Source organism: Binatus sp. (SeqCode), assembly GCF_049584895.1.
Classification (GTDB): domain Bacteria; phylum Desulfobacterota; class Binatia; order Binatales; family Binataceae; genus Binatus.
The window spans coordinates 1-20,487 of sequence record NZ_JBAUYR010000023.1; the positions used below are offsets into that span (position 1 = coordinate 1).

25 protein-coding genes are annotated in these 20,487 nt (G+C 60.2%); 9 read left to right on the forward strand and 16 right to left on the reverse strand.

Features of this window, described 5'->3' with window-relative positions:
* The 4 genes from WB650_RS03810 to WB650_RS03825 form a co-directional block, all read right to left on the reverse strand.
* Window positions 1-1,261 (reverse strand): flavin-containing monooxygenase (locus tag WB650_RS03810; RefSeq protein ID WP_423959494.1); only part of this gene is annotated, 1,261 nt, incomplete at its 3' end.
* Between the two features lie 65 nt (window positions 1,262-1,326).
* Window positions 1,327-1,596, reverse strand: a complete 270-nt coding sequence (locus WB650_RS03815) for a BrnA antitoxin family protein (protein ID WP_422304345.1) — start codon at window positions 1,594-1,596, stop codon at window positions 1,327-1,329.
* Window positions 1,593-1,883 carry a BrnT family toxin gene (locus WB650_RS03820; protein WP_422304346.1) on the reverse strand — a complete coding sequence of 97 codons (291 nt, stop codon included), beginning with the start codon at window positions 1,881-1,883 and terminating at the stop codon, window positions 1,593-1,595. Before WB650_RS03820 ends, WB650_RS03815 begins: the two co-directional genes overlap by 4 nt.
* A gap of 93 nt (window positions 1,884-1,976) precedes the next feature.
* Window positions 1,977-2,963, reverse strand: a complete 987-nt coding sequence (locus tag WB650_RS03825; protein ID WP_423959497.1) for a potassium channel family protein — start codon at window positions 2,961-2,963, stop codon at window positions 1,977-1,979.
* Between the two features lie 90 nt (window positions 2,964-3,053).
* Here WB650_RS03825 and WB650_RS03830 point away from each other — a divergent pair, with 90 nt between their 5' ends.
* The gene (locus tag WB650_RS03830) at window positions 3,054-3,473 is read left to right on the forward strand and encodes a CBS domain-containing protein (RefSeq protein WP_422302965.1); all 420 of its coding nucleotides are present in this window, start codon (window positions 3,054-3,056) and stop codon (window positions 3,471-3,473) included.
* Here WB650_RS03830 and WB650_RS03835 read toward each other — a convergent pair.
* Together WB650_RS03835 and WB650_RS03840 are read right to left on the reverse strand one after the other, a co-directional pair.
* Window positions 3,470-4,576 carry a fatty acid desaturase gene (locus tag WB650_RS03835; protein WP_423959499.1) on the reverse strand — a complete coding sequence of 369 codons (1,107 nt, stop codon included), beginning with the start codon at window positions 4,574-4,576 and terminating at the stop codon, window positions 3,470-3,472. The two genes, WB650_RS03830 and WB650_RS03835, sit on opposite strands and share 4 nt — an antisense overlap.
* A gap of 236 nt (window positions 4,577-4,812) precedes the next feature.
* A complete protein-coding gene (locus WB650_RS03840; RefSeq protein ID WP_422302970.1) occupies window positions 4,813-5,067 on the reverse strand; it encodes a helix-turn-helix domain-containing protein in 255 nt (84 codons plus the stop codon).
* 305 nt (window positions 5,068-5,372) lie between these two features.
* On the opposite strand from WB650_RS03840, the gene WB650_RS03845 reads away from it, so the two are divergent.
* The 3 genes from WB650_RS03845 to WB650_RS03855 all read left to right on the forward strand — a co-directional run bounded on the left by WB650_RS03845 (window position 5,373) and on the right by WB650_RS03855 (window position 7,030).
* Complete coding sequence (locus tag WB650_RS03845; protein ID WP_422302972.1) at window positions 5,373-5,654, forward strand: hypothetical protein; 282 nt, start codon at window positions 5,373-5,375, stop codon at window positions 5,652-5,654.
* Between the two features lie 17 nt (window positions 5,655-5,671).
* A complete protein-coding gene (locus WB650_RS03850; RefSeq protein ID WP_422302974.1) occupies window positions 5,672-6,838 on the forward strand; it encodes an ABC transporter permease in 1,167 nt (388 codons plus the stop codon).
* Window positions 6,839-6,901: 63 nt separating this feature from the next.
* On the forward strand, window positions 6,902-7,030 hold the full coding sequence (locus WB650_RS03855) for a hypothetical protein (protein WP_423959501.1): 129 nt from the start codon (window positions 6,902-6,904) through the stop codon (window positions 7,028-7,030).
* Window positions 7,031-7,036: 6 nt separating this feature from the next.
* Here WB650_RS03855 and WB650_RS03860 read toward each other — a convergent pair whose 3' ends face one another.
* Genes WB650_RS03860 through WB650_RS03890 form a run of 7 tightly spaced genes read right to left on the reverse strand, consistent with a single transcriptional unit; the run spans window position 7,037 to window position 14,393 of the window.
* Entirely contained in the window at window positions 7,037-8,422 is a 1,386-nt protein-coding gene (locus WB650_RS03860; RefSeq protein WP_422302976.1) for a c-type cytochrome, read from the reverse strand.
* 1 nt (window position 8,423) lies between these two features.
* Entirely contained in the window at window positions 8,424-9,725 is a 1,302-nt protein-coding gene (locus WB650_RS03865) for a cytochrome b (RefSeq protein ID WP_422302978.1), read from the reverse strand.
* Window positions 9,726-9,729: 4 nt separating this feature from the next.
* Entirely contained in the window at window positions 9,730-10,191 is a 462-nt protein-coding gene (locus tag WB650_RS03870) for a ubiquinol-cytochrome c reductase iron-sulfur subunit (protein WP_422302980.1), read from the reverse strand.
* Complete coding sequence (locus WB650_RS03875; RefSeq protein ID WP_422302982.1) at window positions 10,191-12,110, reverse strand: FAD-dependent oxidoreductase; 1,920 nt, start codon at window positions 12,108-12,110, stop codon at window positions 10,191-10,193. Before WB650_RS03875 ends, WB650_RS03870 begins: the two co-directional genes overlap by 1 nt.
* A 4-nt stretch (window positions 12,111-12,114) precedes the next feature.
* The gene (locus tag WB650_RS03880) at window positions 12,115-12,486 is read right to left on the reverse strand and encodes a c-type cytochrome (protein ID WP_422302983.1); all 372 of its coding nucleotides are present in this window, start codon (window positions 12,484-12,486) and stop codon (window positions 12,115-12,117) included.
* A 39-nt stretch (window positions 12,487-12,525) separates the two neighbouring features.
* The gene (locus tag WB650_RS03885) at window positions 12,526-12,813 is read right to left on the reverse strand and encodes a hypothetical protein (RefSeq protein ID WP_422302985.1); all 288 of its coding nucleotides are present in this window, start codon (window positions 12,811-12,813) and stop codon (window positions 12,526-12,528) included.
* 14 nt (window positions 12,814-12,827) lie between these two features.
* Window positions 12,828-14,393: a hypothetical protein gene (locus tag WB650_RS03890; protein WP_422302987.1), complete on the reverse strand. Its 1,566-nt coding sequence runs from the start codon at window positions 14,391-14,393 to the stop codon at window positions 12,828-12,830.
* 284 nt (window positions 14,394-14,677) lie between these two features.
* Between WB650_RS03890 and WB650_RS03895 the strand changes: the two genes are divergently transcribed.
* From WB650_RS03895 to WB650_RS03905, 3 genes are read left to right on the forward strand one after another with little or no spacing between them, the layout of a single operon-like run.
* Window positions 14,678-14,896, forward strand: coding sequence for a hypothetical protein (locus tag WB650_RS03895; protein WP_423959505.1), 219 nt, complete (start codon window positions 14,678-14,680; stop codon window positions 14,894-14,896).
* The gene (locus WB650_RS03900; RefSeq protein ID WP_423959507.1) at window positions 14,893-15,318 is read left to right on the forward strand and encodes an HPF/RaiA family ribosome-associated protein; all 426 of its coding nucleotides are present in this window, start codon (window positions 14,893-14,895) and stop codon (window positions 15,316-15,318) included. The genes WB650_RS03895 and WB650_RS03900 overlap by 4 nt, the downstream gene beginning before the upstream one ends.
* Before the next feature lie 52 nt (window positions 15,319-15,370).
* The gene (locus tag WB650_RS03905) at window positions 15,371-15,865 is read left to right on the forward strand and encodes a hemerythrin domain-containing protein (RefSeq protein WP_423959508.1); all 495 of its coding nucleotides are present in this window, start codon (window positions 15,371-15,373) and stop codon (window positions 15,863-15,865) included.
* Window positions 15,866-15,978: 113 nt separating this feature from the next.
* Here the strand turns inward: WB650_RS03905 and WB650_RS03910 are convergent, their stop codons facing one another.
* Entirely contained in the window at window positions 15,979-16,536 is a 558-nt protein-coding gene (locus tag WB650_RS03910) for a DsbA family protein (RefSeq protein WP_423959510.1), read from the reverse strand.
* A 12-nt stretch (window positions 16,537-16,548) separates the two neighbouring features.
* Complete coding sequence (locus WB650_RS03915; protein ID WP_423959512.1) at window positions 16,549-17,658, reverse strand: MBL fold metallo-hydrolase; 1,110 nt, start codon at window positions 17,656-17,658, stop codon at window positions 16,549-16,551.
* A gap of 166 nt (window positions 17,659-17,824) precedes the next feature.
* Here WB650_RS03915 and WB650_RS03920 point away from each other — a divergent pair, with 166 nt between their 5' ends.
* Complete coding sequence (locus tag WB650_RS03920; RefSeq protein WP_423959514.1) at window positions 17,825-18,862, forward strand: LLM class flavin-dependent oxidoreductase; 1,038 nt, start codon at window positions 17,825-17,827, stop codon at window positions 18,860-18,862.
* Here the strand turns inward: WB650_RS03920 and WB650_RS03925 are convergent.
* Window positions 18,849-19,454 (reverse strand): MBL fold metallo-hydrolase, encoded by a 606-nt coding sequence (locus WB650_RS03925; protein ID WP_423959516.1) that lies wholly within the window; start codon window positions 19,452-19,454, stop codon window positions 18,849-18,851. The genes WB650_RS03920 and WB650_RS03925 overlap by 14 nt on opposite strands.
* A gap of 165 nt (window positions 19,455-19,619) precedes the next feature.
* Between WB650_RS03925 and WB650_RS03930 the strand changes: the two genes are divergently transcribed.
* Complete coding sequence (locus WB650_RS03930) at window positions 19,620-20,480, forward strand: SDR family NAD(P)-dependent oxidoreductase (protein WP_423959518.1); 861 nt, start codon at window positions 19,620-19,622, stop codon at window positions 20,478-20,480.
* Window positions 20,481-20,487 lie beyond the last annotated feature (7 nt).

Consider the following 20,487-nt stretch of genomic DNA (forward strand, 5'->3'; position numbering starts at 1 on the left):
CGCCGGTTTCGTCCAACTTTCGCAGACAGTCGAGGCTGTAGTTCGCCTGGCATTCGATCATGAAGATGATCGAGTTGTGCCCGAGGTTCGTGTTCGGTCCGTACATCAGAAATAGATTCGGAAATCCCGCGACGCTGATGCCGAGGTAGGCTTTGGCGCCTCCCGCCCACTCGTCCTTCAGCAGATATCCGGCGCGACCGCGGATAGCCATCGGCGCGAGGAACGCGGTCGATTCAAATCCGGTTGCATAAATCAGAACGTCTACCGGCATCGTGCGGCCATCCGTCGTGGCGACGGCGTTTTCATCGAGATGATCGATGCCGCTGGTCACGACCTCGACGTTGTCGCGATTGAGCGTCGCGTAGTAGTCGTCGGAAATCAGAATGCGCTTGCCGCCGATTGGATAGTCGGGAACCAGCGCCTCCCGCAGCTTCGGGTCGGTGACTGTCGTGCGCATGTAGGTCTCCGCCGCCTGCGCCATCCGCCGCGACAAAAACGATACTCGATGGAACACCGGCCAGTTCATCTCGTGCTGAAAATAGATCAGCCAGCGGTAGAGCCGCGTCCGCAGCGGATTACGCGCGAACCTGCGCTTTTGATCGTCGGTGTACGCGAGATCGTTTCGCGGGACCATCCAGTTTGCGCTGCGCTGGAAGATATAGACTTTGCCGGCCTTGGGCGCGATCTGCGGGATAAACTGGATCGCGCTCGCCGCGTTGCCGACCACGCCAACGGTGTTGCCGGTCAGATCGACGTCATGACGCCATCGCGCCGAATGGAATGACACGCCTTTGAAATTTTCGGCGCCGCGCAGCTTCGGCATGTTGGGGCGATTCAACTGTCCGACGCCAGCGACCAGCACGTCGGCCAGGACTTCCTCGCCGTTGGTCGTGCGGATTCGCCACACGGCCGCGGCATCGTCCCAAGTCGCACCGGCTATCTCGGTAGAGAAGCGGATATGCCGAAGGAGGTCGTACTTCTTCGCGCAATTCTCCATATAGTCGAGAATCTCGGACTGCGGCGCCCACTTCCGCGACCAATCGGTCTTCTGCGCGAAAGAGAAGCAATATGAAAACGACGGCACGTCGCACGCCGCGCCGGGATAGGTATTGTCACGCCAGGTGCCACCGAGCCGATCGGATTTTTCGAAGATCGTAAAGGAATCGGTCCCCAGCCGTTTGAGTTGGATACCGAGGCAGAGCCCCGAAAAGCCGGACCCGATAATCGCAATTCGGCGTGGTGGGCGAGAGTTCAGAGGCATAGTGCAAAGCTCCTCGTGTAGCGCTCAAATATTACTACGGTTGGAAGGCCTCGACATCTGGTCGTTCACCCCGTTTTCGCTAACGCCTGTCGCACAGCCTCGACTTCCTTGCGAACTGCTCGACGTACGACAGCTTCCAGACGCGCCCCCTGGATATATTCGCGCAGTGCCGCGTTGATCATGGACTGGTAATTTCCGCCGCCCGCGCGATCGACAATGTTCTGGAAATGCTCGATGACATCGTTGTCGAGACGAATAGTTATTCGAGTTTTTCCAGGTGCAGGAGGCACAACCGGGCCACGCGTGGCCTTGCTGAAATCGTATTCTCTTTTCATCTGTGTTTTTTCTCGTATTGTGATCGCTCCCGCCGCGTGGCCTTGCGCGCCGAAATGATTCTGATTCGAACGTCGCGAACGGCGTAAACTACCACGAGAATTCTGCCAAGCGAGTCCATGCCGAGGGCTACGAAGCGCTCTTCGAGGCTATCGGCGTCCGGCATACTTAACGCTGCGTAGTCCTCAAGGACCGATACAGCCTCTGCAAACCGGACTCCATGCTTGCGAAAATTGCTCGCTGCCTTGTTCGGATCCCACTCAAATTCGACACCGCTCTTCCTGTGCATATTTGTACACCAGACTTGACCGCGAGTATATCGGCAGTCGATTCCCTCCAGCGCGCGCTTCGGGCGGCACAACTTTCAGATGGGTGTTCTTACCTAAGCGGAAGCCAGGCGTTTCAGACTGTCGGTTTCGCCGATCACTACCAGCAGATCGTTCGCCTCGATCCTGGTGTCGGCGGCGGGAATCATCTCGAGTCGTTCCTCGTTGCGCTTCATCGCCACGATTCGGAGGCGCGGATTCTCCCGTTCCACCGCGGCGATCGTCTTTCCCGCTGCCGGGCTTTCGCGCGAGATCCTGATCTCCTCGAGATCGACCTCGGACTCGCGGCCGGGCACGGACAGTTGCAAAAAATCGATGACCGACGGGCGCAGGATGCTCGCGGCGATTCTCAAGCCGGCCCATTGATAGGCGGCGACCACCTGGTCCGCGCCTGCCAGCTTCAGCCGGCGCAGTCCCGCTTCCGAGTCGCCGCGAGCGTAGATGAGAATCTTCGTATTTTTCTCGCGCGCCGAAAGCGTGATGTACACGTTGTCGGCATCCGATCCGGTAGCGACGATTATCGCGCGGGCCGAACTGATTCCGGCGTTCTCGAGCGCCGAATCTTCCAGCGCCGATCCCATCACGTGCAACGCGCCCAGCCCATCCAGGTCTCCTTGCTTCGCGGGATCCGATTCGATCACCACCATCGGCACCGTGTTGCGTGTTAGTTCTTCGACCACCGCGCGGCCGAAGCGTCCGTAGCCGCATACGATGACATGGTCCTTCAGGTCGTGAATTTTGCGATTCATTGCGCTCTTCCCGAGGAACTCTCTAAGGCGCCCCTCGACGATAAGTTCGCCAATCACGGTGAACAGGTAAACCGCGCTGCCGACTCCTGTGACTATCAGCCCGATCGTGAAAAGACGACCCGCCGGGCTAAGCGGTTTTACCTCCTGGAAGCCAACCGTCGAGATCGTGATGACCGACATGTAGAAGGCGTCGAGCACCGACATGTGTTCGATCAGGATGTAGCCGGCCGCGCCGACGATGGTCATCAATGCGACCAGCGAAAGTGCGAGCGCGAATCTGCGAGTCAGGGTCATCCGTTGTTGGCGTCAGGCAAGCCCGATTCTTATCATCTATATCGACGCGCGCAATCGGACTATCTGTGAAGTGATTTCGGAGAAGGCAAAATGAAAGAACTCAAAGTTCGCGACGTGATGACGGCCGATCCCACCACCCTCAAGCGCAATGACAAGCTGACGCTGGCCGACGACATCATGCGGCTGGGGCGGGTTCGTCATTTGCCGGTTCTCGATGATGAAGGTCAGAACCTGGTCGGCATTGTGACCCAGCGCGATCTCTTTCGCGACGCGCTCGCGCAGGCGCTTGGCTACGGCAAGCACGCTCAGCGGAAACTGCTGGACTCTCTCGCCGTCAAAGACGTGATGGCGACCGAGGTCGTCACCGTCAGGCCCGATGCGTCGCTGGTCTATGCCGCGCGCGTTTTGACTGAGCGCAAGATCGGTTGTCTACCGGTGGTCGAAAACGGACGGCTGGTCGGCATTCTGACCGAAGGCGATTTCGTCGCGCTGGTCGCGCGCACCAGCTAGCCGGCATAAGCGCGCGATTCGTACTCCGCCACCGAAATGATTCGCCGTGCGCGCGTGTCCCAAAGAATATATTTCAGGGCCTTGTGAATGTGAGATAACTTGACGCGGGTCACACCCGTAAAGAGATCGCGATACTCGTTGTGGCATTTTATCAAACAATAGTTCGGAATTCTGGCAGATAGGTGGTGAACATGGTGATACGCAATGTTGGCGGTAAACCAGTTTAACCAGCCGGGCAAAATCAGAAAACTCGATCCCTCAATCGCGCCGGTGTCATAATCCCAGTGGCTGCCATCGCTGGCATAGGAGTGCTCAAAATTATGCTGGACGGTAAACAGAATAATTCCGACGCCGCCGGCAAGCGAGGCGCTGATTAAATAAATCGTAAAGAACAGCGCAGTACCGAATTCCCAGCACATCAAAGCCCATACGCTGAGCAGGACGATATTGTTCCAGGACATATGCCAGTACTCTCTGTTCGATTTCCAGTAGCGCGTTTCAAAACCGGCGGCGTGCGCCTTGATCGACAGGTTGGGCTGCGCAAGTTTCCCTCTAACAATGTGGCTCACCAAGCCGATACTGCCTTTGAGCCAGGTAAAGCGCGGATTGAAAATCACATATATAAGACCGGCGAAAGGAGCGACCGCGATGCTGCACTTGCCTCGATACAGGCGCTGCTGTGCGGGGGTCATCGCCTCGTATTCATCGACTGATAGCGTGGTATAGAGGCCGCGATATTTTTCCCAGTTGCCGTTGTTGGCGTGATGAAAGTTATGGTGCTGCGACCACACGTACTGCGGCATGCCGGAGACGACGCCAAGGATAAAACCGAATGCACGATTGAGCCGGTGGGTGCGAAACAAGCTGCCATGACCGCATTCGTGCATCAACACAAAAGCGCGCAGAGTGAACAAGCTGATTAGCAATACTGCAACGCCGGTGAGCCAGTAGGAAATGTGGACACTCATCAGGGCGGCCCACCAAAGAAGCGCAAACGGCGACAACGTCGTCAGAACTTGCGTTAGTGCCTTAAGATTATCCGCATGCGCATGCCGACTAATAATGTCATGCTTCAGCTCCTTTAAACGGCGGATCGACGACACAATCAGGCACCTCGGTTTCGAGTATTCATTCGTGGGGAGACGCGGAGGAAGAGAAATCTCAGAGACAACATGTCAGCGCAGTTACTTATAGGGTGACACATGAAGCCGTCGAAACCTAACATCATCTGACCAAACCGGACTGACTTAACTCTGACCAGTTACGTTACTGCGTTCAGTGCTCGCACGAACTCACGACGTGCACTATACGTTGCGAGCGCGCGGAAGGTTTCGAAATTTCAACTGGCGGAATCCTTGATGCGATGCTTTCCGAGCTTGTAAGAGAGATCGCTGCGCGACATTCCAAGACGGCGCGCGACTTCCGTCTGGGCGCCGTCGGCGATCTTCAACGCGCGCTGAATCACCGCTTTTTCGAGCGAAGCCAGGAAGTCCCGAAGATTATGAGTCTGGGGAATCATCTCGGCGAGTTGATCGGCCGTGAGCTCGGCGGAAGTGCGCGCCACGACGCCGTTTGCGCTGCGCGGCGCGGGCACCGGGAAGTTCTCCGGCGTGATCTCCTCGCCGGCTGAGAGAATACACGCGCGCTCGATGAGGTTGCGAAGTTCGCGAATATTCCCCGGAAAGTCGTAGCTGAGAAGAGTATAATCGCCTCGACGCTGATTTTACGGGGCGGCGTCTTCAGATCGCGGGCGGCCCTGCGCCAGGAAGAGAGCGCAAAGCTCGGGGATATCCTCGCGATGATCGCGCAGAGCAGGAACCGTCAGCGGAACTACTGCGAGCCGGTAATACAGGTCCTCGCGGAAGCGGCAAGCTGGTTGCTGACGGCAGCCTCGAAAAAGTGATTTCGCTTGGCGGCGGGCGTCCTCGAATCGAGCTAACTTATCGCGGCATTTTGCCTGAAGGGCGCTTCGATTCGCTCGAAGGCGTGCGTGAAATCGGTTCGGCGGGAATCGAAGGCAAGGCTACTCTCGGGATGAACAATTTCGCGCGTGTCGCCGAGGTGCTGCACGGACTTAGGACCATGGACGTGAACGTTATCGACTTCAACCTGCATAGCCCGAATCTGTCGTACGCATTTGTCGCGCTGACCGGTCACACACTGCGCGACCAGGTGATTTGAGCATGCGGGTTACTTCTATGCTTCGTGCAATTTGGCTCACCGCTCAAAATGAAGCGCGGCTGCTGGTCAAGGATCCAATCGTCCTGTTCATGCTGCTGTTCGCACCGGTCGTCATCATTACGGTTGCCGGATATTCGCTCGGCAGTCTGTACGGTGGTGCTACGAATTCGATTCGGCTCCCGGTGGTCAATCTCGACAAGGGCCAGGTGTCCGACGGAATAATTCGCGCGCTGCACAAGGAGCACAATCTCACTTTGGAAATGCTCGACGACCCGGACGAAGCGCGCCACTTGGTAAGCGGGCGCGACCGCACTCCGATTGCGATGGTGATTCCGGCGGGCACCAGCGCGGATGTCGCAGCAGGACTTCAACCTCGGCTGATACTGTTTGTCGATCCTGTCAGGCGCGTCGAGGTCAATCCGATCGAACTTCGTATCGACGAGTTGTGTCGAAGAGTCACCGAACAGGCGGGCGCGGCGGCGCAATCGCAAATCGAGTCCTTTGGCGCGCCTCAGGCGCTCCGGCTTCCCGGCGATCTCGGATTCCTCGAGCGTCCCGCGATCGAGGGCGAAGCTATAAGCGTCAATGCCTTCGATCAGTACGTCCCCGGATTCGGTGTCACGTTTCTGCTGATCGGCATGATGCTGGGAATTGCGCTGACGCTCTTCGATGAGCGCGATTGGGGGACCTTGAAGCGCCTACAGGCCAGCGGCGCGCCGCTTTCAGGTCTGCTGCTCGGAAAATTATTCGCGCGATTCATCGTCGGAATCGTCCAAATGGTGTTGCTGCTCGCGGTCGGCTGGGCGCTGTTCGGAATCACGCTGGGACGCCATCCTCTTGCCTTAATCATTCCTACGATCGGTATCTCCTTCGCGGCCGCGGCGCTGGGACTGGTAGTCGCGTCGATTGCGCGCGCTCACGATTCGGTCATGCCGCTGGGAGTGACTATCAGCATGGCGATGGCCGCGATCGGCGGATGCTGGTGGCCGCTGGACTTCGAGCCCGGATGGATGCGCGAATTCGCGCGATGGATGCCGACGACGTGGACCATGCAAGCATTCAACGATCTGATGATTCGCAACCAGCCGCCGTCCGCGACGCTGCAGCCTTTGGCGGCAACCTTAGGCATAGGAATGATCTTCCTATGCGCAGGACTTATCCGTTTTGTGAGTCTAGACGACTAGAAAATATGATGATGCCGAAGACTTTCCTACCTATAGGATGGCTTGTAGCTCTAGCTGTCCTGATTGCCGGCAGTGCCGTACGTCGATTGGGGCATGAAGGACCCGAGCGTTTTATTTCTTACAGTGGCGAAGCAAGTCGAAATCGACGTCGCAACCGAAGGCCGCATCACCTGGCCCCGTGGCGACAAATAACAACTCCTATCGCATCGCCGTCCGCCGATCCTGGATCGTGTTGAGGTAGGCAATTATTTTCGCGATCACATCGCCAATTCCCTTCTCACCTTCTTCACCCTGCCCCAGCTCGTAAAGCTTCTCTCCCCAAACCGGCATCTCATGACTGCCATGCGCCCTGGCAGTATCGCGGCCGTCGATCAGCTCGGCGATGCGATGCGCCGGCAGCGGCATGCCATATTTGTCGCCGAGCTTGCGCAGATTCGCCGGCGGCGTCGCGAGGCTTTTCGCGACCGGACCGTCACCGAGCGCGTCGGTGCCATGGCACGACGCGCAGTAACGCACGAAATAACGATGCCCTTCAGCTATATCATTGTCGGCGGACAGCGCAGGCTGCGAGAAGGCTATCGTCGCGCCAACCGCAAATATCAACACTTTTGATTTCATCGATTCACCATTTTGTCGAAATGCTCGCGCGACAGGTGTCGCAGTCGGGGTGGGCGTCGCGGTTGACGTTGGCGACGGTTGCATCGCGGCGACGGCCACCTGCGGATCGGGAATGTATTCCGGCGGATAGGTCAGCCGCCGCCAGCTTAGCAGCAGGAGAGTCAGCGCTCTCGACTCCTCGGGCTTGAAGTTGAAATCGGGCATCGCGGTGTTCGGTGAGACCGCACTCGCCTTCGTCAGATGCTGCACGTTCCAGTTGAACATCGTGTGATCGCCAGTCACGTGCGCGAAGTTCAGCAGTTCGGGATTGCGGTCGCCTTCATAGGTCAATTCGGGTCCGGTGGCGCCGCCGCGTGATTCGACGACGTGGCAGAGCAGGCACTTTTTCTTTTTGAAGAGCACCTTGGCGAGATTGATCTGGTCCATCCCCGGCGTCGCCGCATCATGGCGATGACAAAAGTTGCACCGCAACTGGATCATCTCGTTCATCGTGAGGCCGTTTTGCGCCGCGAGTGCGTTCGAGAGCATTGGATCGTCCCATCCGCGACCGCCCTGATGCGCTCCCGCGACTGTGGTCGCCGCTCCGTCGCCGCCGTGACAAGGTGTGCATCCGAACTTCGCGAACTCGTGCTTCGCGATCCAGTCGTTCATCGGATGCGGCTTCAGCGGCTCGGCGATCGTGGCGGGAAGAACCGACGACCACTCGTAGCCGAGATGACACGTGACGCAGCGGTCGGTCACTCCAATCTTGGGAATCCATATCTGCTGGATGCCCGGCTGGAAGTTGCGGGCGTCCTCGCCCTTGCCGTAATGCCCGAGCAGTTGCGGGAACTGCCGCTGATAGGGTCCCCATTCGGTGCTGAACTCGCGCCAGAAGCAGATCACGACCAGCAGCAGGAACAGGATCGACATCGCGACCAGCCAGCCGAAGTCCTTGGTCTCGAACGATTCGTTCTGGTCGGCCATGTCAGTAGAGCCGCGGCGTCTCGGGGCGCGACTGGCCGGGCCAGTAGATCCGCCAGTAAGGACCGCGCAGATAAACCCCGACCATGATCAGAATGATGATCGCGAGCGTCGCGATTGCGAAGGTCACGTTCTGCCGCTTGCGCTCGGGCGCGAGCCATCGCCCTTCCGCACGAAGCGGTGAACGATCGAGCCACGGCCACAGCGTCAACACTGCGAGCAGAAATCCGGGCAGCAGTATTCCTCCTAGCAGCGCGCCGCTGACCGTATACCCACCGAAGCGAACCGTCGTTGATGCGACCAATTCCTGCAGCCAGACGAAGTACCATGGCGCCTTCGCAGGATTGGGCGTGACGGAAGGATTCGCGAGACCCTCGAGCGGTGCGTTGAACAGGATCGCGGCGAGCAGCGTGAGGTTGAATACGACCAGGAAGACCAGCGCGATCCGTCGCGACATATTCGGGGACGAGGAAACCTGGTCGGACTCTTCGAGCCCGGTCGAGCTCATCACCGCCACCGACGTGCCGGGCGTTATTCCAAACAGCGAGTAACTCTTCGTCTTCGGAGTCGCCTTCGGCGCCATCACGCGCGCGTTGCGAATTCCCTCGACTGCCGCGAGGCCGCCGTCCTTGCGGACGCGCCACATGTGATAGGCGAACAGGATCCACACAAAGACTGGCAGGAAGAAGACGTGCAGGACGTAGAATCGCAGCAGGGTTTGCTGTCCGATTTCGTGGCCGCCGAGGAGAAGGAACTGAATCGTTGGGCCGACGAAGGGGGCTTGCTTTGCGATGCTGGTGCCGACGGTGATTGCCCAGAACGCCAGTTGGTCCCACGGCAGCAGGTAGCCGGTGAACGAGAGGAACAAGGTCGCGAGGAAGAGCACGACGCCGACCACCCAATTGATTGCGCGCGGGCCGCGGTAGGCGCCGGTGAAAAACACTCGCGCCATGTGGATGTAGACGACGGCGACCATTCCTTCTGCGGCCCATCGATGCTGATTCCTGAGTATCCGGCCGAAGCTCACGGCGTACTGCAGATCCTTGATGCTGCCGTACGCGCGCTCGGTCGAAGGCACGTAGAAGAACATCAGCATCACGCCGGTGACCGTCAGAATCAGCAGCAGCGATGCGGACGCGGTGCCGAGCCAGAACGAGTAGTTCCATTCCATGCTGGCGCGCGCGACTTTGGCGGGGAACCAATGCAGCCAGAAGTTCTTGACGATCGCTTCGGATGACTCGCGATCGCTGTCGGGCGACCATGCCCACGCAGTCTTGCGCCAGAGCGCCTTGATCTTGTCACCCACCGGTTCAGGCCGTGCCTTTTCCGCCGACGATGAGGCGGAAGTCGCGCGCAACGTCTTTTGCGCTGTCGACTTCGAGGTAGCCGTCGGGCGAAACCGTGGTTGCAAACCAATCGAGCGGGCGCGGCGCGGGTCCTGAAATCACGGTGCCGTCGGGACGGAAGCGGCTGCCGTGGCATGGGCAATCGAACTCGGTGTCGCGCCACTGCACGTTGCATCCGAGATGCGTGCAGATCGCGGAGATCACGTGGAACGCGTCCTTCTGACGAATCACGTACAGCCGATGCGCCTCGTCGAGGGTGTAGCCGTCGGGGTAATCGGCGGGGTGCTTGAGCTTGAAGCGGCTCGGCGGCTCGTAGAGCACATTGGGGAAAAATGCGCGGCCGGCGGCGCCGATCTGCGCGAGGAACGCTGCCAACACCGATCCCTTGCCGATGAAGCGAAGGATCTTTCGCCGATCACCGTCCATCAGCTGGCCGTTTCCTCGAACTGGAAGCGTTCCATCGTAATTGCGGAGGTCGGGCAGCGGGTCGCGCACAGGCCGCATCGGATGCACTTTGCTTCGTCGTACAAAAACGCGCTGCGCGTCTCGGTTTCAGTCATCACGCCGGCGATGCGTTCCTGGTCAGCGATTTCAGCGGCGGGCGTGAAATGCAGACAATGCTCGGGGCAGATGTCGACGCATCGATTGCACAGGATGCATTTCGCGCCGTCGTAAATCGGGTGGATGTGGCAGTAGAGGCATCGCTCGGCCTGCTCGCGGGCGTCGTCGGGCGTAAAGGTGGACTCGACTTCGGTGATTCCGGTGCGGCGCGAGAGCGGCACCAGCGGGATGTCGCGACGTTTCTGCTCGTATTTATCAACCATCTTGTAGTTGTCGGTCGGGAGTTCTTCGATGGTGACGTGCATCCGCGGCTGGCCGAGCGGCTTGCCGCGCAGGTACGCGTCGATGCCGCGCGCGGCGAGCTTACCGTGCTGCGCGCAAGTGATCAGCAGCGACGGCGGAAAGGCCGCGTCACCGCCGGCGAATACACCCGCGATTCCCGTTTCGAGCGTGATTGGATCGATTTTGAGCGTTCCCGCCGGCGTGACTGTGACGCCATCTTCGGGCGTGACGAACGACAGGTCGGGCGCCTGGCCGATGGCGAGGATCACTGCGTCGGCATCGACGATGCGCTTGTCGTTTTCGTCGAACTGCGGGCGGAAGCGGCCGGCGTCGTCGAATACTTTGACGCATTTCACGAGCTCGATTCCCACTGCGTGGCCGTCGCGGATGACGATTCGCTTCGGGCCCCATCCGGGCATGAAGGTGACGCCCTCTTCGCGCGCGATGTCGAGTTCCTCGCGGCCCTGCGCGGATTTCATCGCGGGCATCTCGGCATCGGACTCGAGACTCGCGACCGTAACCTTGAGCGCACCGCGCCGCGCCGCTTCGCGGGCCGCATCGAGCGCCACGCGCATCGTGCCGGCGGCGACGCTCTGCTCTTCCTCTTCGGACATGACCAGTCCGGGGACGAGCGCGCGGACGGCGGTGCGGGCCGCGTCGATCGCGACGAGGCCGCCGCCGATGACGACGACCTTGCCGCCCAGCGGAACGCGGTAGCCGCGATTGATATTGAGCAGGTAGTCGATCGCCTTGATCACGCCGTCAGCATCGCTGCCCTCGATCGGCACTGCGCGACCGCGCGACGCGCCGACGGCGAGGAAGATGGCTTCGAAGCCCTGCGCCTTCAGCTCGCGAACTCCGAAGCCGGGTTTGAGGGGAGTCGAGTAGCGGAACTCGACGCCAAGCTCTTCTATCTCGCGGACCTGGCAATCAATAACGTCGCGCGGCAGCCGGTACGCTGGGATTCCGTATCGCAGCATCCCGCCCGCGTGTTCCATCGCTTCGAAAACCGTCACGCTGTAACCCATCAGCGCCAGATCGTTTGCGCACGCGAGTCCGGCCGGCCCCGCGCCGACGACGGCAACCTTGCGTTTCGACCCGTCGGCGGCAGGCCGCGCGCCGGGAAGGTCGATATGACCGGGAGTTGTGCTGCCGCCGCCGGACGGTCCCGCGATCGTCTCGCGCACTCCCTTCGACGAGAGCGCTTCGGGACCGAATTGGTCGGTGAGAAAACGCTTGAGTGCGCGAATCGTCACGGGCGCGTCGATCTTGCCACGGCGGCATGCGTCTTCGCATGGAGCGCCGCATGCGCGGCCGCATATCGAGGCAATAGGATTCGGCGAGCGCGCGACGCGATAGGCTTCGGCGAGGCGACCTTCGGCGATCAGCTGAACGTAGCGGCCCGCATCGGTCTTGACCGGGCATGCGTCGAGACATGGGACATTTTTGCGGAACCACCACAGGTCGCGCGGCGTCGCGTCGATCGTATTTCCATCGCTCATCTAACTACTTCGCGCAGAAGGTCCTGACGTAGGCGACCAGGTCGTGTATCTCACCGTCCTCGAAGCCTGCGCTCCACGCCTGCATGTCTTTGCTGAGACCATTGGCGGCGCCGCCGTTCTTGATCACGTTGAACATCGTATCGTCGGAAATCTTGCCCATCGCGGCACAGTCGGTGAAATTGCGCGGGCTGGTGGAAAGTGTCGCCGCGGCAGGACCGTCGCCCTTGCCGCCGGGGCCGTGGCATTTCGCACAAAACGTATCGTAGTTCTGCTTGGCGGCCGCCATGTCGGCCGCGCGCACCGGAGCAAACGCGCACGCGATTACTGCGCACGCGATTATCACGTAAGTTCCCGGGGCTGAGATGACTCGATTCACATCGTCCTCCGATTCAGGGTTAATTCGTCGCGTACGATTTCAGCGGGCCTTGAGGTATTCCAAAATGGCCTGGGTGTCTTCCTGAGGAAAGTTTGCGAGCGTCCGCATGTGCATGATGATCATGTCCCACTCGTAGGGCGCCTTCTCCGAGCCGGGGCGCGCGTTATGACAGGTGTTGCAGTAAATGGGCCACAGCTTGGCGCCTTCGCGGAACAGGCGCTTGTGCTCGGCGGGGGTCATGTTGTCCTGATCCTGGGCGGAGGCACGGGCGCCCGCCGATCCAATCACGAGAGCCGCAAGGGCGATGGCCACGAATATTTTTTTCATCATCGTGACTCCGCTCAGAATCCGATCGTGAACTGGCTGAGGAATGCGTGATCGTTCGGGATGGAGCCGGCGGGAGTCTCCGCGCCGCTCGGTGAGACGAACACTCCTCCCGCGTGTGGCAATTCGATATCGAATTCGTTCTGCCAGACAATCGACGGGGCGATCCAATAATCGAGACCCAACGCCACCTCACGAGAGTGCGGCGCATAGGTCGCGGGCGACCCGTTGATACCGAAATCGGGAACCAGTCCCACCTGTGTGCCGCCCAGTCCGACGCCGGTCGCCCCCTCGATGTCGTCGGTCGAGACGCCGCGCTGGTTGACTCCCGAGTAGCGCACCAGCGGCTCGAATCGGCGGAGGTAGTTGTTGATCATCTCGGGAAAGCCCGGGACTTTAATTCCGGTCAGGAAGTAACCGGCTTGCACGTACCATCCCTGGCGATGGTCGGTGTTCTGACCCATCGGCATCTGGCGGTACGATTCGAGCCATTCACCGCGCGTCTGCAAGTTGCCGACGAAGTAGTTGAAATCGACGCCCCACGAGTTGAACCAGTTTCCGTTCTGCCACTTGCCGTTGTAGGTGGACGCGCCGAGCTCGAGGCGCCCCCAATTCGTATCAACCGGGAGCGGATAGATTCGAAAGCGGCCGCCGAACGATTTGCCGTTGGTCTCGGCGGATGCAATCGAGGTCGGGCTCGACATCGCGGCACCGAGGACGTTCGAGCTGAAGTTGGGGCCGTTTCCAATCCATGCGGTGTAGTCCAAATCCTGACCGAGCGCACCGAACTGCATCCCGCCGCGAAGCTGGAGTCCCAGTTCGCCGGGTGGGACAACCGGCTCTACTCCAAACGGGAGCGGCGCCGTGACAAACCGATTCACCCACATCGGGCTCTGGGCTTCGTACCAGTCTCCGAAAGGCTGATCAAAGAGGCCGCCCACGACCGTCAAATATTTGTCGAGGAAAATCTGGAAATCCGCGGTAGACAGATCGGTTCCAGTCCCGGTGGCGCCAAATCCCGCGCTGAACACACCCTCGAACAGGATCCAGTCGGCCGGGCGGTACAGGATCATCGGCTCCCAATCGAAGAAGAACGAGTTCTGCGACGCATGATGGAGCCCGTCGAGCGCGCCACTTTGCTGGTCATATATGAATTCGCCGCCGGCCGCGCCGGTCACGGTGAACGTGTGCGAGCCAAGGTATCGATCGAAGACGCTGCCGAACTGTGACGGCGGGATCGGCGTTTCGACCTTGGTCTGCAAGGTCTTCACTTGTTGATTGGTCTGATCGAGCTCGAGAGTGGTCTCCTTCAGCTTCTGATCGGTGTTCTGGAGTTGCTGCGTGGTGGTCTCGACCCGGGAGTCTTTGATCTCGAGTTGCTGGACCTTGACCTGGAGCGAGCGGATCACTTCGCGGTCATGCTTGCGATCCTCGCGCAACTGGCGCATCTCAGCCCGGATTTCCTTGAGCGCGGCAGCGGCATCGGCGCCGTCGCTGTCAGCCGCGCGCGCCACCCCGGCGATCGATAGCGCAGTGACTCCGAGCGCGACCAGAAATGTCGAGAAGATTCGTCCGGCTCCCATAATTCCCCCGATCGGCGAATGAGTTTAGCGGGCACGGCAGCCCGCCTCACTACAAACGCGCGGTGCGTCTGAAGAGCAACAGTTGTGCCCTGGAGACCAATTCTGTCGTCCGGCCAGCACCGAGACGCGGCGCTGCGTTTTACGAGATTCAACTTTCGGTGAGCCTCCCCGAGCACTGGCTGACCTAGGTGGGAGAATTTTGCGCAAATCATTGGGTTTTCGGAAGCAGCAGCACAATCGAGCGGAGAATGATCCGACATAAATGTTCTCTGAAGAACAATCGGATGGCGCTGATTTCAATTAGAGCGGAATTGCCAGCCCGAGGCCGTGGCGATGTGGGTGTTGCCAACGGGCGCAGGCATTGTGTCCGAAGGATACAGACGATCGGACTGCCGACTGAATTGCGGCCTGAATCAGGCGTCGAATCGGCTTTGGTGATCGGCACGAAGAATGAATTAGAGCAGCAGCATCGACGTTCGAACGATGAGGAAGAGGGAAAATGAAGCTTCAGATCAATTCATCGGAATCGGCGATGACCGAAGCGGTTGAGACGCAAATTATCGCGCACGTCAAAGCGCTCGAGGACTACATCAACGGGCTGGCGGGATGCACCCGTTGTCTGCAGCATCTGCGGTTTATCGTGATCGAAAAAGCGGGCCGGGTTCGGATTCATCTCGATGTGCCGGGCGATGAGCTCACGATCGACAAGCAAAAGAGTGACGACCTGCCGCTGGCGATAACCGAGGCGTTCAGCGCGGCGCGGACCAAGCTCGAGGAATACGTGCACAAGATTCGCCACGATGTGAAAATCGAGGGGCGTTCTCCTGACGTTCGCGTCACCACTATTTTTCCGCCAGACAGTTACGGAGTGCTCGAGACGATCGACGGGCGGGAAATTTATTTTCCGTCATCGCAACTACGGTGACGCGCGCATCCAAGGTTGAAGAATCGGGCCGGTGAGGATTATGAAAACAAATATGGCCACTGCTAAGAAGCCGTCAGAAAGCCGGGCGGGAAAGTTCGCGGAGACGCGCAAAATCCGGAACCTCACGGAAGAACTGAGCCGCGAGGAATACAGCCTCGGGATGCCGTTGCTCGATGCGGCGGTCGCGGGCGTCATACTCGGCTTCAAGCCGTCGGATCACGAGATGCGCACGCAGGCCCGGCGATGCTGGGAGATTCTGAAGCCGCAACTCAATCAGCATCTGTTGAGCGAAGATGAAACCGTGCTGCCGTGGGCGCAGGATGCGGGCGGAATTTCGGCGGAGGTCATGAACCGAATCAAAAAAAACCATCGCGAGATCCGCGCGATGATTGGGAAGCTGGTCGGAGTGTCGTTCGAAGACGATCCGGACAAGGTTGTATCGGTGGCCGGCAAAGCGTTGTGCGCGCTCGCGGTCAAGCTCGACGACCTGATCGATAGTGAAGAGATGCGGCTGCTGCCGACGCTGCGGAAGATGCTCTTCGCTTAGATCCAGAGGAGTCCGCCGGAAACGTCACGCGCGCTTTAGTCCGTTTTGTTGCATGCGCCATCGGAGCAAATCGAAACGGTCCTGGCCGAAGAACGGCTCGCCGTTGAAGACCATCAGGGGACGCCCCAATGCCCGGCGCGCTTTTGTGCGGATTCATTTTCGGCGATCATGGATTCATAACGATCGGGATCGCGATCGATTTCTGAATCGAGCTTCGCGAGATCCAGTCCGGCACGATCGGCGGCGCGGGCCAGATAATCACCGAGATGCCAATCGCGGGTGCCGCCAAAGATCACACCGCTCACCGCATCGAGGAACGACAGTCCTTTGCCGGCTTCGGCGGCGGCGACACCCAACCGGGTCAGGCGATGGATGTACGGTTGATCCTTGGCGACCTCGCCGGTGCCCATGTTCATCACGATTGGATCAGGGCTGGGCCACGCGAAAGGCATCCCGAGCATCTCGGCGATACGCGTGCAATCGCGAAACAGGTACGGCGGCCACATCGGATTCACCTGTTTGAAAAATCCGGGAATCCGAACCGCGATCGGATAAACCGGCCGGACGTTGGCCTTCACGTCGTACTCGCGCTCGAATTCAATCAGCCGCGGGGTAACGAGATAAGAGTATGGGGAGCGAAACGACCAGAACAAATCATATTCGAGTGTCATGCGGGTTCGCCTTTATCGAATCGTTGAGGTCTCGATGTCTTTCGAGTTTGCGGGCAGTGTCAGCAGCAGGCCGTCGTAGCCGAGTAGTACGCCGCGGGGGCGGATGTCGGCAACGCCGCGCATGAAAGCGATGCGCGCGAGCAGGTTGGAGGTTGGCGGACCGATGTGGCTCAGCACCAGCAGCTGCACGCCGGCGTCGTTCGCCTCGGATGCGGCCTCGAGCGGCGTGGTGTGATAGCGGCGGATGTCGGACATGATTTTCGCAACGCGCGCGTTGCCGATCTGTTCCGCCTCTTGCTGGATCAGCTCGACCAGGTGGGCGGACTGCGCTTCGTGAATCAGCACGTCGGCGCCTTTTGCGACCGCGACGAGATTGGCGCACTTGATGGTATCGCCGCTGACGACGACCGAGCGGCCCTTGTAGTCAAATCGATAGCCGTAGGCGGGTGCGACCGGCGCGTGATCGACGGTGAAGGCTGTAACCTTGAGCCCGTTCTCTTCGAGCACTGTCGCGGAACCGCCGGCGCATGGCGACACGCCGGGCGAAGTGTCGATCTTCACGGCGATCGGCAGCATCTGCCAGTTCGCAGCCGGCATCAGCGCGGCGCCGTGATGCGCGATGCGATAGCCTTCATCGAGCGAGTAGGCCTGCTCGAATCCGTTCACCACTTGATCGACGCCAGGCGGCCCGTAAACGCGCAGCGGATGATCGCGTCCATTGGCCCAGGTCTCGAGGTTGAGTTCGCCGAGATCGCCGATGTGATCGGAATGAAAGTGGGTGAGCATAACCGCGGCGACGCGCGGCGCTGGAATACGCCAAAGCGCGAGGTTCTTCCAGGCGCCGGAGCCGATGTCGACCAGGTAGATAGTGCCGCCGGCGAAGATCGCGGTGCATGCGGCCGCGCGATCGCGATCGGGCAGAGGATTGCCGGTGCCGCACAACAAAACTCGAAGCGAATCCTGCTCGAGCAGATCGTCGCGAGTCGCGGTCAGAGTGCGCGCGATCACTCGGCGGAAGATCGCGTCCTGCACCGCGGGCACGTGAATCATCCACCAGCCGATCGCGGCAAGCACCGCAACCGCGGCTCCCAGTAGCATCAGTCGTCGCGAAAATTTTGACATACACCCTCAACTCGCAGGCGCACCGCGCGGTCCCTCCTGGTTTTTTGTCGACACGTCGCACAATTGCTTCCTGACCCGAATCCGGCATTGATTCTCTTACAGCTTTCTCTCGAGGAATGCTCGGACTAGATTTTTCCGCGCGGGCGGAAATTCGAAGGAGACAGCGATGAAAGACGCGAGCAAGCCTGAAATATGGATGATCACCTTTCCGATGCCCGGGGCGTTTGCGCAGACGGCACGAATGATCGAAGCGAGCGGCTTCGATGGAATCGGGGTTGTCGACACGCAGAACCTGGCGGCGGACCCTTATTCGCAATTGTGTCTCGCGGCTCACGCCACCAAGCATCTGAAGCTGCGCACCTCGGTCACCAATCCGGTGACTCGACATCCGGCGGTGACCGCTTCGGCGATCGCGACGGTGCAGGCGGAGTCGGGCGGACGCGCGGTGCTCGGAATCGGCCGGGGAGATTCGGCAGTCGCCAAGATTGGCGAGCGCGCGCCGTCGAGCAAAGATTTCGCGCGCTACATCTCGCAGGTGCAGGGCTTCCTTCGGGGCGAGGAGGTCACCCTGGATAACGGGTACCGCAGCCGTAACGAATGGATCGCGCGCGGGAATCTGCCGAAGGTCCAGGTGGACGTCGCTGCGACCGGGCCTCGCGTGATCGAGGTCGGCGCTACGCTGGCAGACTCAGTAACCTTTGCGGTCGGCGCCGATTCGGAGCGGCTGGCGTGGGCAATCGGTCACGCTCGAAAAGCTCGCGCGCAGGCTGGACTGGATCCCTCGACGCTCAAGCTCGGCGCGTATCTGAATGTGGTGGTACATCCTGAGATTGCACGCGCGCGTACTTTGGCACGCGGAACCGTCGGAGTGATCGCTCATTTCTCAGGGATGTCCCGCGATTCGGCCGCTGGCATGCGTCCGGATGATCGCGCGGTGGCGCAGAAAGTAGGTGAAGCGTACGACATGTCGCGGCATACGCGAGGAGACGCCGGTCACGCCCAGTTCATCGATGACGCGTTCATCGACCGGTTCGCTATCGCAGGGCCGCCGGCGCATTGCGTTGAGCGCTTCGAGACGATTCTCAAACTCGGACTCGATCATTTGATCGTGGTTGGGCCGGGAGCCGACGTGGGGGCCGCAGACCAGATGCAGACGGTCGGACTGTTCGCCAAGGAAGTTTTGCCGGTGCTCAAGCGGGCTTGAAGCCGGCGACCAATTCTTTCAGCCGATTCTTCGCGTCGCCGATAATGTGGACGCCGTCGCCCACCAGGATCGTGTCGAAGTCGAGCTCGAGCAGTTGATTGACGCTGCGGCGCAGGCGGGCCGGGTCGTCCATCACGCGCTCGCGCAGCAAGCTAAGCTGCCCGGGAGGATTTCCTACTACCGCGTCGCCGACGATCAAGGTTTTTCGCGCCGGCCAGAGGAGTGCGACTTCGCCGGGACTCTTTCCGCTGACGCCGATCACCTTGAGCGGCCCGATAGTTTCGCCGTCCTGAATTTCACCGTCGAGCACCGCGCCCTGCCCCTTCGCGTATTCGGCATCGGCGGGATGAATGAAGCATCGGGCTCCGGTGCGCTCGCGAATTTTATTCGCGGCGCGAACGTGATTTCGGTTGGTGAGAAGAATACTGTCCACCCCCGTCTGAACGAGTTCTTCCAGAACTTGATCGTTCGGATCGACCGGGTCGATGCAAATGTTTCCGTCCAAATCGAGAATCAGCAGGCTGTTGAAGTTGTAGCCGTGCGGGTCGGAAAACCATGACCAGGTAAAAACGTCGCCGAGTATCGTTTCCATTTGAGGCTCCTGCGATGCGGATGTGACGCCGAAGATCTTAGTACCGCGCGCGTGCGAGATTCCAGCGGTTTATGCTCCAGCGGTTGGCAGCGCGGCCCTCGCGCGACTATCTATAGATGATGCCGCTTCGAGCAGGCGAGCTTCAGAACAAAACGGAGAGAATTCATGGGCAAACTCGAAAAGAAAGTTGCAGTCATCACCGGTGCGGCGAGCGGAATCGGACGCGCCACCGCAATTCGATTCGCGGGCGAAGGCGCCGCGGTCGTGATCGCGGATCTTAATCGCGAGGGCGCCGAAGCTGCGGTGCGGGACTGCAAGGAGAACGGCGGCAGCGCAGTCTTTCAGCTCACCGACGTCTCGAGCGAGGAAAATATCAAGAGCGCGGTCGATCGCGCGGTCAAGGAATTCGGCCGCCTCGACGTCATGTACAACAATGCGGGCCTCGGCGGCGCGGTCGGGCCGCTCGAAAAGACCACCGCGGAAAACTGGGACCGCAGTTTTTCGATCCTGCTGCGCGCGGTGTTCCTCGGCATCAAGCACGCCGTGCCCGAGATGCGCAAGACGGGCGGCGGCTCGATCATCTCGACGGCGTCGATCGCCGGGCTGCGTGGCGCGCCCGGGCTGCACGCATACTGCGCCGCGAAAGCCGGAGTGATAAGCCTGACGCGGTCTGCTTCGATCGAACTGGCGAAGGAAAAGATTCGCGTCAATTGCATCTGCCCGGGACTTATCGCGACTCCGCTCACGTACAATCGCATCCCGGGCGGCGAGCAAACCGCGACGCAACTGTTTGCCGCGTTTCAGCCGTGGCCGCGCGCGGGACGGCCGGAAGACATCGCGGCAATGGCGCTGTTCCTCGCGAGCGACGACTCGGAGTTCGTCAGCGGACAGGCGATGGTGGTTGACGGCGCAGTGACGTCGGGGATGGGCGCGGGCAACCTGGCGCGAGGCTCTCAGGATGCGCCGCCGCAAATGCTCGAGGACGGCTGGTCAGGTCCGTCGTTCGAGATGAAGCGGCCGTCGTAGTTTCGCG

Bases quoted from the DNA above. Each gene is read 5' to 3' on its own strand.
- WB650_RS03815 (WP_422304345.1), bottom strand. From the start codon at position 1,596: ATGAAAAGAGAATACGATTTCAGCAAGGCCACGCGTGGCCCGGTTGTG.
- WB650_RS03820 (WP_422304346.1), bottom strand. From the start codon at position 1,883: ATGCACAGGAAGAGCGGTGTCGAATTTGAGTGGGATCCGAACAAGGCA.
- WB650_RS03825 (WP_423959497.1), bottom strand. From the start codon at position 2,963: ATGACCCTGACTCGCAGATTCGCGCTCGCACTTTCGCTGGTCGCATTG.
- WB650_RS03830 (WP_422302965.1), top strand. From the start codon at position 3,054: ATGAAAGAACTCAAAGTTCGCGACGTGATGACGGCCGATCCCACCACC.
- WB650_RS03850 (WP_422302974.1), top strand. From the start codon at position 5,672: ATGCTTCGTGCAATTTGGCTCACCGCTCAAAATGAAGCGCGGCTGCTG.
- WB650_RS03860 (WP_422302976.1), bottom strand. From the start codon at position 8,422: ATGGCCGACCAGAACGAATCGTTCGAGACCAAGGACTTCGGCTGGCTG.
- WB650_RS03870 (WP_422302980.1), bottom strand. From the start codon at position 10,191: ATGGACGGTGATCGGCGAAAGATCCTTCGCTTCATCGGCAAGGGATCG.
- WB650_RS03875 (WP_422302982.1), bottom strand. From the start codon at position 12,110: ATGAGCGATGGAAATACGATCGACGCGACGCCGCGCGACCTGTGGTGG.
- WB650_RS03885 (WP_422302985.1), bottom strand. From the start codon at position 12,813: ATGAAAAAAATATTCGTGGCCATCGCCCTTGCGGCTCTCGTGATTGGA.
- WB650_RS03890 (WP_422302987.1), bottom strand. From the start codon at position 14,393: ATGGGAGCCGGACGAATCTTCTCGACATTTCTGGTCGCGCTCGGAGTC.
- WB650_RS03895 (WP_423959505.1), top strand. From the start codon at position 14,678: ATGGCGCTGATTTCAATTAGAGCGGAATTGCCAGCCCGAGGCCGTGGC.
- WB650_RS03900 (WP_423959507.1), top strand. From the start codon at position 14,893: ATGAAGCTTCAGATCAATTCATCGGAATCGGCGATGACCGAAGCGGTT.
- WB650_RS03905 (WP_423959508.1), top strand. From the start codon at position 15,371: ATGGCCACTGCTAAGAAGCCGTCAGAAAGCCGGGCGGGAAAGTTCGCG.
- WB650_RS03910 (WP_423959510.1), bottom strand. From the start codon at position 16,536: ATGACACTCGAATATGATTTGTTCTGGTCGTTTCGCTCCCCATACTCT.
- WB650_RS03915 (WP_423959512.1), bottom strand. From the start codon at position 17,658: ATGTCAAAATTTTCGCGACGACTGATGCTACTGGGAGCCGCGGTTGCG.
- WB650_RS03920 (WP_423959514.1), top strand. From the start codon at position 17,825: ATGAAAGACGCGAGCAAGCCTGAAATATGGATGATCACCTTTCCGATG.
- WB650_RS03925 (WP_423959516.1), bottom strand. From the start codon at position 19,454: ATGGAAACGATACTCGGCGACGTTTTTACCTGGTCATGGTTTTCCGAC.
- WB650_RS03930 (WP_423959518.1), top strand. From the start codon at position 19,620: ATGGGCAAACTCGAAAAGAAAGTTGCAGTCATCACCGGTGCGGCGAGC.